The following is a 16227-nucleotide window of genomic DNA, read 5'->3' on the forward strand; positions in this document are numbered from 1 at the left end:
CTGATGGCGTCCGTACTGGAGTCGGTGTCGGTGGATCAGGTGGTCGGGCTCGGCTGCCCGGTGACGGTCGTGAACGGCCAGTACGACCAGATGCGGCTGGACGCCGTGGCCGAGGCGAGCCAGATGCACCTCGAAACGTGATTCGCACCTGCTGGAGGGGGCGCAGATTCACTTTCGAGGAGCGTTTGCGGGGCGCGTCCCGACGCCGCCAGCCAAGCCGAACACGGTGCCGGGGGAGAGGAGCCCGCGGCTGGGGGCGGGCTCGAACGCGAAGTCCAGCGGCTCACGGCGCAGATCGCGGCCCAGCACGACGGCGTCCCGAATGAGGACGAGGGAGGCGACCACGAGGACGCTGCCGATGATGAGCGCCGCCGGATAAGCCGCTGACGACGGCCAGCGTGACCCCACCCACCAGGGGGGCTCCACCCAAGAGGCGCGTCATGGTGACGACCACCCGGCGGGTCCCCGGGCGGTTGGCGATGTTCTCCAGGTAGCTGCCGGCCTCCATGAATGCCGAGCCCAGGTGATGAGCGACTCTCGACGCCCTGGTGAGAATTGTCGTTCCTGACCGTTGCACAGACTCCCGATGGGGTGCCATGCTGCGCAACGGGATACCTTGGTGCCGGCAGCCAACGCGGGTTGCGCAACCGCCTCGGGTGGCCCCCGAGCGCCGAGTCAACCCCCACTGGAGGTCGCATGTCAGCAAATGTCATTGTCGTGGTCGAGCAGGAGTTCGCCCACCCGCGGCCCCGCGTGTTTCGCGCCTGGACCGCACCCGAGGAGATGTCCCAGTGGCGGGGCAGCCCTGGGTGGCACGTCGAGCGGGAGAGCGTCACGTCGGACCTGCGGACCGGCGGCAAGCACCATCACGTGAAGGTGCGCGACGACGACCCGAGCGTCCGCGTGACCACGGACGCCGTCTTCACCGAGTACTTCGACCCGGACGTGTTCGTCGCGCGTCAGCGCATCACGGGCGACTCCGGCATCGACCCGAACGAGTCCCTCGAACTGCGCGTCGAGTTCACCGCCATGGGCGGCGACAGCACGCTCGTGCGCATCGTCCAGGGGCCGTACGACCCGGCCGTGGCGCAGTATCACGCCGCCGGCTGGGAGAAGGAATTGGCCCGCTTGGGCACCTACCTGGATGGAGGACAGGCATGAATACCGCAGGAGCGCCGACGACGTCGGCGGTCGTCCGCACGAAGCCCATCATGACCATGCCGCAGATCCTCCTGATGAACCTCGGGTTCTTCGGCATCCAGTACAGCTTCGGCATGCAGCAGACGGCCATCAATCCGATCTACACGTTCCTGGGCGCGTCACACGACCAATTGCCGCTGCTCAACCTGGCCGGTCCGGTCACGGGCCTGCTCATCCAACCCATCATCGGGGCCCTCTCAGACCGAACATGGGTGGAGAAGGGCTTCTTCCGCGGGCGCCGACGCCCCTTCTTCCTCATCGGTGCCATCGGCTGCGCGATCTGCCTGGCCCTGTTCCCGTTCGTGTGGGCGGTCTGGATGGCGGTTCTCCTGCTGTGGCTCCTGGACGCCTCCAACAACACCGCGATGGAGCCCTACCGCGCGTTCATCGCCGACCGGCTCCCCCCGGCCCAACTCGGCAAGGGCTTCCTTGCCCAGTCGTTCTTCACCGGCCTGGGGATCACGCTGGCCAACTTGAGCCTGATGTTCTTCCAGGGCGTCTTCGGCCTGGGTCAGTCCGTCGGCATCCCGCTGTGGGTCTACCCGGCGTTCCTCCTCGGCTCGGTCTGCTCGATCGCCACGGTGCTCATTTCGGTGCTGTCAACGCCCGAGCTCGAGCCGACGGAGAAAGAACTCGCCGAGCTCCGCGCCAGCAAGGGTGGCCCCGGCCACTTCATCGCCGAGATCAAGGACGCCATCGTCGACATGCCGGTCGAGATGCGGAAGCTGGCGTTGGTGTACCTCTTCCAGTGGTACGCCATGAACATCTATTGGCAATACGTGTCGCTGTCGGTGTCCCAGTCGCTCTACGGCACGACGGACGCCCACTCCGAGGGCTACCAGCTCGCCGTCGCGAACACAGGCGTCATTAACGGTGCCTACAACATCGTGACCTTCTGTGTCGCGTTCGGGCTGGTTGCCCTGGCCCGCCGCCTGGGCGCGAAGTGGGTGCACGCCATCGCCCTGTGGTGCGCCACGGTGGGTCTGCTCTTGTTCCCGCAAATGCCGACCCTGCCGCTCAAGGTCGTCGCGATCGTGGGCCTGGGCATCGCGTGGGCGTCCATCATGGGCGTGCCCTACATCATGATCGTGCGCATGGTTCCCTCGACCCGCTACGGCGTCTACATGGGCATCGTCAACATGATGATCGTCATCCCGATGCTCATCCAGACGCTGACGTTCGGCGCGATCTACAAGAACCTGCTGGGGGACAACCCCAACAACGCGATCATGGCCGCCGGCATCCTGCTGGGCATCGCCGGCTTGGTCATGCTCTGGGTCAAGGAGCCCCCGATCGTGCGCGACATCGAGCCGGTCGGCTCTGGCGACGAGACCGTCACCACGAAGGGAGCCTGAGATGGCACGCATGACTCCGTACGGATGCATCGTCGTCGGCACCGACGGCTCTGCCTTGTCAGACCCGACCGTCGCGAGGGCCTCGTTCTTGGCCGCTGCCGAGGAGGCCGACCTCGTCATCGTCTGCGCCTATTCGGGCATGACGATGCGCGAGGGTGCGAAGGCGACGGCCACCCTCGGTGATACCCGGACCTCCGTTGTGTTGGGACGCGAGGCGGCCAGCAACGCGTTGGCGACCGCGACATCCACGGCGTCCGGCCTGGGCGCGCAGGTCAAGGCGTCGCTGCTGGTGGAGGGCGAGGCTGCCTCCGCCCTCCTGAGAGCCGCGCAGCAGCACGAGGCGGACCTCATCGTGATCGGGGCGATCCGAGACACCAGTCTCGCCGGACGCCTGCTCGGGACGGTCGCGTCCGCCGTCGTGCGTGAAGCCCCGTGCGAGGTCCTGGTGGTGCGTCCCCCGGCGGCGTGGGGTGAAGTGACCGAGATCGAGGTGCCCGAGGACGTCTGAGCGCTGCGACGGCGCACCCTGCCCGCCGGCCGGGGGCGCCGAACGCAGGGTCAGCCTTGGCTGTCGAGGTCCGTGCCGTCCGCGGTGATGCGGAACGCCCGGGTCGCGAGGTCGGCCTCCAACCGTGCGGTGTGGCCCTCGCGCGACCACTCCAAGATCAACATCGAGCCTTCTCCGGACGCCGTCAGCTCGGCATCCCACCCGAACGCCGGGTGGGTGTTGCGGAACCGCAGCAGGTCGATCTGACGCTGCACAACGGGCCTCGCGAGGCCGGCTTCGAGGTCGTCGGCCGACAGGTTGGTGCGGTTGATCTCCTTGTGCCCGCCCGACCCCGCACGCTCGACGGCGGCCAGGTTGTTCTCGCCGGCGAAGAGGTCGAGGTACCACACCTGCGGCTTGCCCGGCATGAACAGGTGGATCGCCCGGGCCAGCAGCATCGATGCGTCGTCGCAGCCCAGAGCGCTGTAGTAGGTGGCGTTGACCTGATAGTAGGTCGCCTTCTGGCCGTGGAGATCCTTCACGTAGCCGCCGCGTCCGCGCACCGTGGCGATCACCGACTCGATCTCGTCGTCGCTGAGCAGGCCCTTGAGGTCGAGCAGCGGGATGCCGTCGTGGCAGCCCAGCATCGACACGGTCTTGATGCCCTTGGCCTGGATGTCGCCGATCCACGCGAGCAGGCGCTCGGCGGAGTGCGTCTCGAACGCGTGGATCAGCAGCCCGGGCAGGAAGAAGTCGTAGGTGAGGAACCCCTTGGCCGCAATCGTCTCGTGGATGCCCTCCTCGTAGCGGGCGTGGATCTCGGGCAGCAGCTTCACCCCGTGCCGGTCGGCCAACGCCTTCACCTGGTCGAGCAGATCCCACGTACCGGGGTCGTTCAGGAAGTTCTTCTCGCCTGGCTCCTTGGGGGCGTAGGCGAAAGCGTCCAGCCGGACGATCTCGGCGCCATAGCCCGCGAGCCTGGCCAGGGTGTCGGCGTAGAACGTCCACACCAGGTGCGACTTGATGTTGAGGTCCATCTGGCCCAGGTAGGTGCGCCGCGACTCCACCAGGTCGACCACGGCGTCCCGCCACGCCTCGAAGCCGGTGAAGTCAGCATTCCCGGGGCGTCCGCCGTCCGCGATGGTGGCGTTGACCCGGGTGGCCAACTCGTCGGCCGAGGCGTACTGCAGGCCGGCCGCCATCAGGTCCTGGGCGTCCACGCGGGGGTAGCGGACCTCCTGGTAGAAGGTGTTCCAGAACGGCTTCTCCGACCCGTCGGGCAGACGCACCATCAACAGCGGCAGGCCCGGCTTGCGGAAGAACATGTGCTCGATCAGGTCCGCGCGTGGCTGGATGTAGCCCTCCGGCGTCATCTCGCCGTGACCGGCCCAGAAGGCGTTCCAGTCGATGAAGAAGTCGTTGTAGGGAGACCTCTCGCCGCGGGCCAGGATGTCTTGGAACTGGGGCGACAGCACCGAGGCGTGGTTGAGGATGAAGTCGAACTTCAGGTCGAGCCCCGCAGCGGCCAGCGCCTCGAGGTCGGCGGGCTTCGCCAGAAGGTCGTTCAGCCCGTAGTCGATCACGCTGAAGCCGCGGTCGAGGTCGCTGTTGAACACGCTGGGGAGCAGGTACAGCGACCTGAACGCGCCGGCGACCTCGGGACGCTGCACGAACGCCGCCAGTCCTGCCAGGGTGCCGTCGAGGCTGTCGGGGTAGGCGTTCAGCATGACGCCATCGCGGGGGAGGTGGCGCCCCATCGCCTGCAGGTAGGCGTCGTAGGTGAGCAGTTCGCCCTCTTTCGACAGGATCAGGGACGCCTTGGGTGCCTGCGAGTCCAGCTTGGCCTGCTCCAATCCCAAGACGAGCGTCGTGAAGGGACTGTCGACCGCCCCGTCACGGGCGCGAGCGCGGCGGTGCGCCAGCGTCTGCGCCGGGGTGCTGTTGAGCAGGATGGGCACGTCCACGCCCTCGACGAAGTCGCTGTTGCCGTGGGTCCACTCGATGACGAGCACGCGGGTGCCCGAGACGTCGACCTGGTCATACCACTGGTCGGCCTCGGTGCGCCCCATGCGCTTGAGGGTCAGGGTGTCGGCGCCGCCCTTGAAGGCGGCGATGATCGCGTTCACCTCGGCGAAGTCGATCTCGTTCGGTGTCCCGAGGTACGCGGCGAGCGCCGTGGAGCCCGCGCGGAGGTAGGTCGGGAGCCAAGGGTGCTCGGCTGCGGCCGCCGGGTCGGCGTCCGTCCCCGCAGCCTGGAGGGAGGAGAGGGCGTCCCGGACGGACGCGTCGTAGGCCCCGGCGTCCACCAACCCGCGGACGCCCGCGTGGCGGAAGACGCGCAGGCGTTCGGCGTCGTTGACGGAGGGGATCCGGCGCGGGTAGTTGTCGCCCGACAGGATGTAGGCGCCGATGCCGTCCGCGTTGAGCGCGTGGCCGAGCAGCGATCCCAGCTCGGATTTGCCCACGCCCGAGCCGCCGTAGACGGCCACCACGGCGCGTCCTGCGGCCAGGACGGGGTCGAGCTGCTCGCGCAGGGCGGGGTACAGCGTGGCCGCAGCCGCCAGATGCCAATCGGTGATGTGCACCTTGTCCCCCGGCATGTCCCCGGTGGGGATCGAGCTGGGATCGGTGAGCGCGGGGAACAAGGGCACGAGGACTCCTTCGTCGTCTGGGGAACCGCGCCCATTATCCCACCGGGGGGTGTCCCGGTGGGTAGAGGACCCGTACGAACGGCTTGCGTTCCACACGGGCATTGTCGCGGGTTCACGGGCGACGCGTAGCGCCATGTGGACTACCAAGGAGATCGCCCGTCGGCACCCCAAAGCCTCTGACAAGGCCTTTCGTCTCACACCCCGCGATGCGACCCGGAGATTGGTAGTCCAACGGGCGCTACGTCGCACAGAATCCACGAGTTGTGGTTCCACCTCGGGAACCGGCACATCGTCGTCTGGCGGCGCCGACCATCGCCGCGGGCAGTCAAGGGGAACCTGCACCGAGCTCGGCATCAAGACCGTCGCCGTCTTCCCCTACGGGGAGCGCGGCAACCCGGTTCGCGCCTACCTCGACATCGAGGGGATCGTGCGCGCGGCGAAGGAGGCCCACGCGCACGCGATCTACCCCGGTCACGGCTTCCTCAGCGAGAACGCCGGCCTGGCTAGCCGCCACCAGAAGGTGGTCGAGCTGGCACCCGCCCCCAACCTCGACCCCGCACTGCGCGATCAGATCTGCGCGGACGCCGTCCGCTTCGCCCGCCACATCGGCTACTCCACCGCCGGGACGGTCGAGTTCCTGCTCGGTCAGGACGGCCGCTACGTCTTCATCGAGATGAACCCCCGCAGCCAGGTCGAGCACACCGTTACCGAGGAGGTCACCAACGTCGACCTGGTCTTCTCCCAGATGCGCATCGCCGCGGGTGAGACGCTCGCGAGCCAGATGCACCTCGAAACGTGAGTCGCACGTGCTGGAGGGGGCGCAGATTCACTTTCGAGGAGCGTTTGCGGGGCCCGGGCAACCCCGGCACACAATTCGTCGGTGTCGGGCGGCGACGGGTACCCTCGAAGCTGGTAACCAGGCAACGCGCGTCAGGTGGGGGATGCGCACCGAACCATCCGTACCCGGAGGACCGATGTCGACGCCTGAATCCACCTACTCCCTTCTCGTGCGCAACGCGAGCCTCGGCTGGCTCGCCAGCGCGTTCGTCGCGCGCCTGCCGTACTCGATGCTCACCCTCACCCTCGTGCTGTTCGGGCAGGAGCTCACCGGCTCGTTCGCGTTCGCCGGCCTGCTGGTCGCCGCGTTCAGCCTCGGCGGGGCGCTCGGCGCCCCCGTGGTCGGCCTGCTCGCCGACCGGTTCGGACGCCGTCGCGCGCTGCTCGCCATGACCGCGGCCGCCGCGGTGTCGATCGCGACGCTGGCGTCGCTGGCGTGGGTCGCTGTGCCGGTGTTCGTCCAGGCGGTCGTGTCCGGGCTGGTGGGGGCGACGAACGGCCAGGTGGGCGCGATGGCCCGTGCCGGCTGGTCGGCCGCCTTTGCCGGTGAGCCCGACGGACGCCGCAAGATCGAGGTCGCGATGAGCTACGAGACGGTCGCCGACGAGGTGTCGTTCGTGGCCGGACCCATCCTGGGGGCGACCTTGGCGGCGGCCGTGTCGCCGGTGTTCGCCGTCGGTGTGGCGTGGGTGCTGCTCGTCGTCGCCCAGACCTTCTTCGCCTTCAGGCTGCCGGCGGTCCGGACGCTGGCCGGCGGTATCACGCGCGGTCGCGTCCCGGCGCGGATGGTGGCGTGGCTCGTACTCTCCTCCGTCGTGGGCGCCGTGTTCGGCACCACCCAGACCGGCATCGCCGCCCTGTTCCAGGACACCCCCGACGAGGTCTGGACCGGCCTGGTCTACGGCGCGATGGGCGTGGGCAGCGCCGTGTCGGGCCTGTTCGCGCACCGTCTGCTGCGCCGCTGGAGCCTGCCGGTGCGCGTCATGGGCGCCGGGGCGCTGATGGTCGTGTTCGGTCTGGGGCTGGCCGCGACCGGCGTGCCGCTGCTGCTGGCCGTGGCGTGCTTCTCGCTCGGCCTGTGCGTCGCGCCGCTGCTGATCGCGGCGTCCACCGGCACCGAGCGTCTCGCGGACCCGGGCAACACCCTCGTCCTCACCCTGCTCTCGACAGCGGTGATGGTCGGCGTCGGGTCGGGTGCCTCCGCGGCCGGGTGGGTCATCGAGGCGTGGGGCGCCCAAGCCGCCTTGGCGATGCCCGCCGTGCTCGGGGTCGCCGCCGCCCTCACGGGCGTCTTGGCGAGCGCGTCGCGGGCGGACGCCCACGGCGTCCGCCCAACGCTGACCACCGCCGCCTGACCCCTCCGCCGAGAGCCCCGGGCTTTTGCGCCGACAGCCCCGGGTTTTTGCGCCGAGAGCCCCGGGGCTGTCGGCGGTCAGAGGAGTTCGATGGCCCCGGAGCTGCCGTCGATGCGGACGCGTTGGCCGTCGACCAGGCGGGTCGTCGCCGCGTGGACGCCCACGACCGCCGGGATGCCGTACTCCCGCGCCACGACCGATCCGTGGGTCATCAGCCCGCCCACCTCGGTGACCAGGCCCCCCGCGACGAGGAACAGCGGCGTCCAGGCCGGGTCGGTCCCGGGGCAAACGAGGATCTCCCCGGGCTTGAGAGGCGTCGTCCGCGGGTCGAGCACGACCCGGACGGGGCCCTCGGCGACACCCGGCGACACGCCCGCACCGCCGAGGGAGGCAGAACCGGCACCCAGCCCGTCGTAGAACGCCCGCCCATCCCCGACGAGCACGCGCGGGATCTGGCGCCGGCGCCCCTCGGCCTCGTACACGGCGCGCCGCCCCGCGACGACCTCGTGCCATTCCGCGGCGAACGCGCGCTCGAGCTCGTCCACGCGCAGGAACGCGATGTCGGGGACCGCGCCCAGCCGGCCGTTCTCGACCAGTTCGGCGGCCGAGGCGTCCAGCCCCTCGCGGATCAGCCCCAGGCACCGCACCAGCGTGAACTTCGGGGTCTCCCGCGCGCCCGCCAGGCCGCGGATCGCCTGCGCCGAACGCTTGATGCGCTGCGCGCGGGCCGGGGTCGAGGCGTCCATCAGCTTGCGGATCGAGCGTCCCGCCTCGTGCTGGCCCGCCTTGTGCACCGCGCGCGGCGACGCCCCGGCCGGCAGCGCCAGGTACGCCTTGAGGGTGTGCATGACCGGCGTGGGGTCGTCGCGCCACCGCCGTGCGCCCAGGTCGATCTCGGCGACGCCCCGCATGCCGTAGGACGCCAAGAAGTCGGCGATCGCCGACTGGGCCACGCGCGGGAGGCGTCCGGTCGTGAACTGCCGCGCGAGGTCGGACGCCGGCGTCTCGGCTACCCAGCCCCACGCGGTGGCGTCCCGCTTGATCGTGGCGGCGACGTCGGAGAGCACGAGGTCCATCTCGGTGGTGACGTTGCCCGGCAGCGCGCGCATCGCCGCCATGGCGAGGGCGTCCGCGTCGGGCAGCCGCGTCATGGCGGCGAGTTCGCGCAGCGTGCGCAGCTCCAGCAGGGTCGGCGCCATGATCGGCGCGAATACCGGCAACAGGGTCGGGAACGCGCGCCGGGCGAAGTCGTCCAGCACCCGGACCCGGGCGGTGAGCCGCTCCTGCGGCGTCCGGCCCTTCGCGGCGCGGTCCATCTCGCGGGCCACGTGGGCGACGAGGAGCTCGGTCGTTCGGTGGAGCGTGCGGCGGGCGCGCTCGGGGTTGGCCGACGCGGCTCGGATGCGCGGCAGGAGCCGCGGCACGAGGGTGGCGAACTTGGCGGCGATGCCCGCCGACGGGGACGTCCGCGCCGGGCGCAGGCCCGGCTCCTCGGCGAGCGTGGCGAGGATGGCGGCCGTCCCCGGCTCGACCAGCGGCAGGAATTCGGCCAGCAGCTTCCGTGTCGCCCGGATACGTATCAGCGAGTCGAGCCGGATCCACAGCCGCTCGCCGGCGGACTGGATGAAGCGGTTGGTGCGCCAGTCGACCCGGCGCCCGACCAGGCGCGCCCCGCCGGACAGCGCCATCCGGATCGCCTCCTGGCCGAGCGGGGTCATCGGCTCCAGCAGACCCTGGAACGCGCCGAAGCTGAACCAGACCTCGGGCTCGTCGTGGCGGGCGGGGTTGGGCGCCGGCAGCGGGTAGAGCGACGTGATCGGGCGGGCCTGCAGCACGTGGACGGCCCCGTCGGCGCGCGCCCACTCGACGTCCATCGGCTCGGCGTACAGCTCGACGATGCGGCGCCCCAGGGACAGCACCGACTGCAGGTCTGAGGGCGAGACGGACGCCTGCGCCCCCGCCAGCTGCTGCGAGCGCAGCGTCCCGGTCGCGGTCTCCAGGACGAAGGTGTCGGGCGTCACCCGGCCCGACACGAGGGCGTCCCCGAGCCCGGTGACGGCCTCGACGACCGACTCGTCGCGGCGTCCGGTGTGCGGGTTGGCCGTGAACAGGACGCCGGACGCGTCGGCGTCCACCATCTGCTGGACGACCACCGCCAGGGTCGCATCGTGCCCGATGCCGTTGCGGGTGCGGTAGGTGATGGCGCGCTCGGTCCACAGCGAGGACCAGCAGGCGACGATGCTGTCGACCACGGCGTCCATCCCGGTGACGGAGAGGCAGCTGTCCTGCTGGCCGGCGAACGAGAAGCCCGGCAGGTCCTCGGCGGTCGCGGACGAGCGGACGGCCAACGGCCCGGCGGGCTCGCCGCCGTCGAGCAGCGGGGCCAGCGCCTCGACGATCCGAGCGCGCTGCGCGGCGGTCGGGGTGGCCGCCGCAAACGCCGCGCGGATGGTGTCGGATGCCTCGGCCGCCGGGCGGCGCAGCGCCGCCGCGATGGGGGCGGCGAGGCCGTGGTCGGCGACGAAGGCGGCGTACTCGTCGGTCGTGATGACGACGAAGGCGGGGACGGGCAGGCCGGCGTCCCGCAGGCGGACGAGGTTGGCTCCCTTGCCGCCCTGTCGCGCGAGGTCGGCGGAGGGGCTCACGCACCCAGTATCCCACCGTCTACGACAGCCCCGGTTCCTCCGTCGACAGCCCCCGGCGGGGGCTTTCGGCGCGCAGAGCCGGGGCCGTCGGCGCTGAACACCGGGGCTGTCGGCGCTGAACACCGGGGCTGTCGGCGGAGAACACCGGGGCTGTCGGCGGAAGGGGGGTCAGCCGAACAGGTTGCCCAGGGTGCTGCCGCCGGGGTTTTCGCTGACGCCGGCCGAACGCAACCAGGCTTGGAGGGCGTCCGGGTTACGGGTCTGCAGCAGGATGCGTCCGGGGCCGGTGAAGTCGAACACGAACCCCTCGCCGGTCTTCACCGACTGGATGGTCCGGCCCGCGACGGCCCGGCGCATCCGGAAGGAGATGGACAGCTCGTACGCGACCACGTGCCCGGTGTCGACGGTCACCTGCTCGCCGGGCGCGAGATCCATGACGTCCAGGGCGCCGTACACCGACAGCACGACCTGGCCCCGCCCGGAGGCCTGCAGGCCGAAGCCGCCCTCGCCGCCGAACAGGTTCGCCATGCCGCCCCATTTGGGGGTGACCTCGGTGCCGTGGTCGTTCGCCAGCCAGCAACCGCGGGTGACGAAGTAGGGCCGGTCCGGGGACATCTCGAGCGTGATGATGTCGCCCGGCAGGACGGACGTGACGTCGATCCATCCACCCTGGGGGCCGCCGGTGGCGGTCGTCACGAAGAACGACTCTCCCGAGAGGATGGAGCGCTTGAGGCCGGCCATGAGGCCGCCTCCGGTGTTCGCGGCGAGCTGGACGCCGGCCGAGTGGGCCATCATCGCGCCCGACTCGATGCGAGCGGGCTCTCCCGGCGCCAGGTACAGGCGGGCGGCGGCGAAAGCGGGGTTGTGCCGAATCTGGGTTTGCATGGGTCCATGGTGGCCCCTCTGGGCCCCGGTTAGGGTGGGTCCCGTGGACATTGCGGGCTTCCGGAGAAGCTACGAACAGGGCGAGTTGGACGAGCGCGACACCACGGAGGTGCCCGTCCAGCTGTTCGACCGCTGGTTCACCGACGCGCGCCGCGTGAAAGGGCTGGAGCCCAACGCCATGACGCTCGCCACGGCGGACGCCGAGGGTCGCCCGTCGGCGCGCATCGTCCTGCTCAAGGGCTACGACGACGCCGGGCTGGTCTGGTACACGAACTACACCTCGCGCAAGGGCCACGAGCTGGACGCCAACCCGCGGGCCGCGCTGTTGTTCTACTGGGCGCCGCTGGAGCGGCAGGTCCGCGTCGAGGGCCCCGTCGAGCTGGTCACGCCCGAGGAGTCGGACGCCTACTACGCCGTCCGCCCCCTCGACTCGCGGATCGGCGCCTGGGCCTCGCCGCAGTCCGAAGTCATCGCGAACCGGGGCGTCCTCGTCGCGAACGCGGCGAAGGCCGCGGCAGAGCAGGGATTGCACCCGCGGCGTCCGGAGCACTGGGGTGGCTATCGCCTCGTGCCGGACGTGTGGGAGTTCTGGCAGGGGCGCACGTCGCGCCTCCACGACCGGGTGCGGTACCGCCGCGACGGCGGGGCGTGGGTCCGGGAGCGCCTGGCGCCGTAGCGCCCACCGGACCCACGGTGGGGGGAGTAGCCTTCTCCGCGTGCTCGGCTTTGCGCGGTGGCTGTCCCACCCCGGACGCATCGCCCCGGTCGCGTACCTGTTCGGGTGGGTGGTCGGGACGCTCGTGCTGATGTCCCCCGCCGCCACCGAGTCCGGGGAGTCCAGCGGGTTCTGGGTGGCTGCGTTCACGGCCATGTCGGCGCTGTGCATCACCGGTCTGGCGGTGGTCGACACCCCGAGCCACTGGAGCACCTTCGGTGAGCTCACCATCATGACCCTCATCCAGGTCGGTGGGCTGGGGATCATGACCCTGACCAGCCTGATCATCTTCTCGGTCACCCGGCGTGCTTCGCTGGCCCAACTGCACATCGCCCAGTCGGAGACGCGGGCGCGCACCAGACGGGGGCTGCGGTCGATCCCAGCCCGGATCCTGATGCTGTCACTGGCGTTCGAGCTCGTGTTCGCGGTCGTGCTGACGCTTCGGTTCCGGTCCTACCTCCCGGACTGGGGAGCGGCGGCCTACCACGGCATGTTCCACGCGGTGTCTGCGTTCAACAACGCCGGATTCGCGCTCTACCCCGACAATCTGGTGCGGTTCAACGCTGACCCCTTCGTCATGGTGCCGATCTGCTTGGCCATCGTGCTGGGTGGCCTCGGCTTCCCGGTCTACCTCGAGGTCGTCGAGCGCGTGCGCGGGCACCTGCCCCCCTTCTGGTCGGTGCACCTGCGCCTGACCCTGTACGGCACGGTGATCCTCCTCGTGCTCGGGTTCGCGACATTCGCCGCTTTCGAGTGGACCAACCCGGCCACCCTCGGCGGTCAAGGTCCGATGGGGAAGTTCCTGGGTGCGCTGGGTGGGTCGGTGTTCCCGCGCACGGCTGGGTTCAACTCGGTCGACTACGCCTTGGTCACCGACGAGACCCTCGCGGTCAACTTCGGCCTGATGATGATCGGTGGGGGTTCCGGCGGCACGGCGGGCGGCCTGAAGATCACCACGGTCGCCGTGCTCCTGCTCGCCGTCATCACCGAGGTGCGCGGCCATGAGAAGACGGTCCTCGGCAGCCGCAAGATCTCCTCTGCTGTGTCCCGTCAAGCGCTGGCAGTCGTCGTGCTGGGCACAGCGGCGGTGTTCGTCGGCATCCTCGCGATCTCCGCGGTCAGCGACGCGCCCCTGCGCGAGGACACGTTCGAGGCGATCTCGGCGTTCGGCACCGTCGGCCTGTCCATGAACCTGACCCCCACCCTGCCCCCCGCGGCGTGGGGCGTCCTGATGGGACTGATGTACTTGGGTCGCGTCGGACCGGTGTCCGTCGCGGCCGCCCTGGCGATGACCGCCCGGCACCGCCACTACGAACTGCCGAGGGAGGACCCCCTTGTTGGATAAGTTGTTCCGGCCCCGCCCCGCCGACGGCATGGTGCTCGTGCTCGGCCTGGGACGTTTCGGCATCGCCTGCGCGCGCCGCCTCCAAGAACTCGGCATGGACGTGCTCGGCGTGGACGCCGACCTCGACCTGGTCAACCGCTACGTCGACACGCTGCGGCACGTCGTCCGGATGGACTCCACCGACGCGGACGCCCTGCGCCAGCTTGGCCTGGAGAACGTCGGGATCGCGATCGTGTCGATGGCGCACCTGGAGTCGTCCATCATCACGGTCCTGACCCTGAAGGAGGAGGGTGTCCCCGAGGTCTGGGCCAAGGCGTCCTCCCGCAAGCACGGGGAGATCCTGAAGCGGATCGGCGCCGACCACATCGTCTACCCCGAGAGGTCGGCGGGGGAGCGCGTGGCCCACACCGTCGCCGGCCACATGATCGACTACTTCGAGTTCGAGGACGGCTTCGCCATGGCCCGGACGCTGGCGCCTTCCTTCGCGTGGGGCCGTTCCCTGGCCGAGTCGGCGATCCGCACTCGCCACGACGTCACGGTCGTCGGCCTCAAGCGGCCCGGGGAGGACTTCATCTACGCCGTGCCCGAGACCGTCGTCCTCGAGGGCGACCAATTGATCGTGTCCGGCAGCAAGCGCGACGTCGAGCGGTTCGCCCGCATCAGTTGACGCAACCCCGAATGGGAATCTGGGAACGTCTGCCCCAACACGGTGCACCCACTACCACGACCCTCACACCCCCGGTTCGTAGGGCAGGCGTCCGGCCTTGACGGCCGTCACCAGCACGGCGTGGTCGGCCTCGGTCTGGTCCGCGTACGCGCGGGCCCAGTCGACGAAGGCCTCGACCGCGGCGTCCTTCTTGCCGAGGTAGCCCGAGATGATGGACGCCCCGGACGTACGCGCGTGACCCTTGGCCAGCAGGTGGCCCACGATGCCGGAGTAGTCGACGAGCGCGCCGGGCGTCATCGCGTCGAGCGGGACGCCGCCCTTCATGTTGCGGTACTGGCGCACGTAGTACTGGTGCTCACCCACGGTGGTGTAGCCGAGCAGCGGGTCGGAGACCGTCTGTAGCTGCTGCTGGTACTCCACCACCCGCTGGCCCTGGTGGGCGTGCCAGGCGGTCTCGCCATGCACGAACGGGGCCAGCACCGAGCGCTGCGCCTGCTTGAGCTGCAGGAACAGCACGTCGTCGGGCCGCGACCCGGCCAGCAGCGCCACCCACGCGCGCATGCCGACCGACCCCACGCCGACGACCTTGTGCGCGATGTCGACCAGAGAGTAGCCGCCGACGATGCGCCGCCACTGGGGGGTCAGGGTGGGCAGGTATTCGTCCAGGCCGGCGGCGAGCGCCTCGAACTCGGCGTCGGAGGGGTGCGTCACCAGTGGCGGGTCGTCGACGATGCGCGCCGCGTCGGTGGAGCCGCCCGCGAGCTTGGGCAGCATGCGGTCGGACGTCCGCTTGCGGGCCGCCTTGGCCGCGCGGAAGATCTCTTCGCGCAGGCTCGACTCGGTCGCCGTCTCGTGCAGGGCGTTCACGTCGAGGTGGTTGTACGCGCGCCACAGCAGCGGCGTCTTGGACAGGAAGCTGACCTCGTCGCGGTAGGCGGCCACGCACGCGCGGACCGCGTCGGCGCACTGCCCCTCGGTGGCGCCGTTGTCGCGGCCGAGCACCCAGATGGACGCCGTGAGCCGGCGTAGGTCCCACTCCCAGGCGCCGGTGTGGGCCTCGTCGAAGTCGTTGAGGTCGATGACCTGGTTGCCCTCGGGGGAGCGGTAGAAGCCGATGTTGCCGATGTGGGCGTCGCCGCACGCGGTGGTGTGGACGCCGGTGGAGGGCAGGTTCGCCACGTCGTGGGCCATCAGGTTCGCGGTGCCGCGGAGGAAGCCGAAGGGCGAGGCGGCCATCCGGCCGATGCGGACGCCGAGCAGCCACGGCAGGCGTCCCTCGTGCGACTGCTGGATGATGCCGACCACATCGGGACGGTCGGGCGTCGGCGTCCATGCGCCGAGTGAGGCGTGTGGCGTGGCCGCGCGCAGGGTCTTGCCGTGCGCGACGCGCTCTGCGCGGTCGGTCGCGGGAATCCGGAACGACGTGAACGCGTCCGCGAAGTGCTGGGTCTTGCCCGCCGGTGTCATGGCGCCATTCTTCCGCGCGACGGGGCTCTCGGCGCACAAACCGGGGGCTGTCGGCGCACAAAGCCGGGGCTGTCGGCGGAGACCTGAGCGCCGAGAGCCCCGGTGTTTGCTGCCGAGAGCCCCGGTGCTTGCTGCCGAGAGCCCCCGATGTCGCGACGCCGAGAATCTCAACTATTTGAAGATTGGTTTATGATCGGGCCCGTGACCAACACTGCAACGACCTCGAACGGCAAGCTGAACTTCCTCCGCGTCGCCGCCCTGCTGGCCGCGATCGGGTCCCTGATCTCCCCGCTGCTGGCCACCGGCCCGCTCTCGGGCAGCGGCCCCCTGCACGCGATGCACGGCATGGTGGGCAACCTGAACTTCGTCCTGGCCCTGGTCGCCAGCATCGGCGGCATCCTGTGGGGCCGCGCGAGCGGCAACAAGGGCCTCATGTTCCACGCCCTGTCGCTCCCGTTGCTCGCCGTGATCCAGATCGCGCTGGGTCAGATGCACCTGACGATGGTCCACATCGTCCTCGGGTTCGCCTACCTGCTGGCCGCCGTGGCGCTGTTCACGCTGGCCCTGCGCAAGCCGCGCGCCTGACCCGTCCGCACCCCTTCAATCTGCCTCTCGGGG

Annotated in this window: 15 protein-coding genes; 10 read left to right on the forward strand and 5 right to left on the reverse strand. The window is 70.3% G+C overall.

Going from position 1 to position 16227, the window contains the following annotated elements; genetic code table 11:
• The first annotated feature begins 3 nt into the window (after positions 1–3).
• Positions 4–141, forward strand: coding sequence for a hypothetical protein (locus ET989_RS14980; protein WP_165490141.1), 138 nt, complete (start codon positions 4–6; stop codon positions 139–141).
• Between the two features lie 27 nt (positions 142–168).
• Here ET989_RS14980 and ET989_RS14985 read toward each other — a convergent pair whose 3' ends face one another.
• Complete coding sequence (locus tag ET989_RS14985) at positions 169–408, reverse strand: hypothetical protein (protein ID WP_165490142.1); 240 nt, start codon at positions 406–408, stop codon at positions 169–171.
• Positions 409–696: 288 nt separating this feature from the next.
• On the opposite strand from ET989_RS14985, the gene ET989_RS11220 reads away from it, so the two are divergent.
• The 3 genes from ET989_RS11220 to ET989_RS11230 are packed head-to-tail and all read left to right on the forward strand — an operon-like array spanning position 697 to position 3063.
• Complete coding sequence (locus ET989_RS11220; RefSeq protein ID WP_077348528.1) at positions 697–1161, forward strand: SRPBCC family protein; 465 nt, start codon at positions 697–699, stop codon at positions 1159–1161.
• Positions 1158–2555: an MFS transporter gene (locus ET989_RS11225; protein WP_077348526.1), complete on the forward strand. Its 1398-nt coding sequence runs from the start codon at positions 1158–1160 to the stop codon at positions 2553–2555. Before ET989_RS11220 ends, ET989_RS11225 begins: the two co-directional genes overlap by 4 nt.
• Position 2556: 1 nt before the next feature.
• On the forward strand, positions 2557–3063 hold the full coding sequence (locus tag ET989_RS11230; protein WP_241656318.1) for a universal stress protein: 507 nt from the start codon (positions 2557–2559) through the stop codon (positions 3061–3063).
• Positions 3064–3113: 50 nt separating this feature from the next.
• On the opposite strand, the gene ET989_RS11235 is transcribed toward ET989_RS11230, so the two are convergent.
• The gene (locus ET989_RS11235) at positions 3114–5693 is read right to left on the reverse strand and encodes an alpha-amylase family protein (protein ID WP_241656319.1); all 2580 of its coding nucleotides are present in this window, start codon (positions 5691–5693) and stop codon (positions 3114–3116) included.
• Positions 5694–5913: 220 nt separating this feature from the next.
• Between ET989_RS11235 and ET989_RS15825 the strand changes: the two genes are divergently transcribed.
• Both ET989_RS15825 and ET989_RS11245 read left to right on the forward strand, forming a co-directional pair.
• Entirely contained in the window at positions 5914–6492 is a 579-nt protein-coding gene (locus ET989_RS15825) for an ATP-binding protein (protein ID WP_277751368.1), read from the forward strand.
• A 175-nt stretch (positions 6493–6667) separates the two neighbouring features.
• Positions 6668–7885: an MFS transporter gene (locus tag ET989_RS11245; RefSeq protein ID WP_165490143.1), complete on the forward strand. Its 1218-nt coding sequence runs from the start codon at positions 6668–6670 to the stop codon at positions 7883–7885.
• A gap of 77 nt (positions 7886–7962) precedes the next feature.
• Here ET989_RS11245 and ET989_RS11250 read toward each other — a convergent pair whose 3' ends face one another.
• Together ET989_RS11250 and ET989_RS11255 are read right to left on the reverse strand one after the other, a co-directional pair.
• Positions 7963–10530, reverse strand: coding sequence for a PEP/pyruvate-binding domain-containing protein (locus ET989_RS11250; protein WP_165490144.1), 2568 nt, complete (start codon positions 10528–10530; stop codon positions 7963–7965).
• Between the two features lie 168 nt (positions 10531–10698).
• A complete protein-coding gene (locus ET989_RS11255) occupies positions 10699–11415 on the reverse strand; it encodes a TIGR00266 family protein (protein WP_131168978.1) in 717 nt (238 codons plus the stop codon).
• Positions 11416–11458: 43 nt separating this feature from the next.
• Here ET989_RS11255 and pdxH point away from each other — a divergent pair, with 43 nt between their 5' ends.
• The 3 genes from pdxH to ET989_RS11270 are packed head-to-tail and all read left to right on the forward strand — an operon-like array spanning position 11459 to position 14142.
• Positions 11459–12091, forward strand: coding sequence for a pyridoxamine 5'-phosphate oxidase (gene pdxH / locus ET989_RS11260; RefSeq protein WP_241656320.1), 633 nt, complete (start codon positions 11459–11461; stop codon positions 12089–12091).
• Positions 12092–12131: 40 nt separating this feature from the next.
• Complete coding sequence (locus tag ET989_RS11265) at positions 12132–13475, forward strand: TrkH family potassium uptake protein (RefSeq protein WP_241656321.1); 1344 nt, start codon at positions 12132–12134, stop codon at positions 13473–13475.
• Positions 13468–14142 (forward strand): potassium channel family protein, encoded by a 675-nt coding sequence (locus tag ET989_RS11270; RefSeq protein ID WP_241656322.1) that lies wholly within the window; start codon positions 13468–13470, stop codon positions 14140–14142. The genes ET989_RS11265 and ET989_RS11270 overlap by 8 nt, the downstream gene beginning before the upstream one ends.
• A gap of 63 nt (positions 14143–14205) precedes the next feature.
• Here ET989_RS11270 and ET989_RS11275 read toward each other — a convergent pair whose 3' ends face one another.
• Positions 14206–15609: a DUF2252 domain-containing protein gene (locus tag ET989_RS11275; protein ID WP_131168982.1), complete on the reverse strand. Its 1404-nt coding sequence runs from the start codon at positions 15607–15609 to the stop codon at positions 14206–14208.
• A 201-nt stretch (positions 15610–15810) separates the two neighbouring features.
• Here ET989_RS11275 and ET989_RS11280 point away from each other — a divergent pair, with 201 nt between their 5' ends.
• Entirely contained in the window at positions 15811–16194 is a 384-nt protein-coding gene (locus tag ET989_RS11280) for a hypothetical protein (protein ID WP_131168984.1), read from the forward strand.
• The last annotated feature ends 33 nt before the right edge of the window (positions 16195–16227 follow it).

Source organism: Propioniciclava sinopodophylli, from assembly GCF_004324755.1.
GTDB lineage: Bacteria > Actinomycetota > Actinomycetes > Propionibacteriales > Propionibacteriaceae > Propioniciclava > Propioniciclava sinopodophylli.

Bases quoted from the DNA above. Each gene is read 5' to 3' on its own strand.
- ET989_RS11220 (WP_077348528.1), top strand. From the start codon at position 697: ATGTCAGCAAATGTCATTGTCGTGGTCGAGCAGGAGTTCGCCCACCCG.
- ET989_RS11245 (WP_165490143.1), top strand. From the start codon at position 6,668: ATGTCGACGCCTGAATCCACCTACTCCCTTCTCGTGCGCAACGCGAGC.
- ET989_RS11225 (WP_077348526.1), top strand. From the start codon at position 1,158: ATGAATACCGCAGGAGCGCCGACGACGTCGGCGGTCGTCCGCACGAAG.
- ET989_RS14980 (WP_165490141.1), top strand. From the start codon at position 4: ATGGCGTCCGTACTGGAGTCGGTGTCGGTGGATCAGGTGGTCGGGCTC.
- ET989_RS11275 (WP_131168982.1), bottom strand. From the start codon at position 15,609: ATGACACCGGCGGGCAAGACCCAGCACTTCGCGGACGCGTTCACGTCG.
- ET989_RS11255 (WP_131168978.1), bottom strand. From the start codon at position 11,415: ATGCAAACCCAGATTCGGCACAACCCCGCTTTCGCCGCCGCCCGCCTG.
- ET989_RS11230 (WP_241656318.1), top strand. From the start codon at position 2,557: ATGGCACGCATGACTCCGTACGGATGCATCGTCGTCGGCACCGACGGC.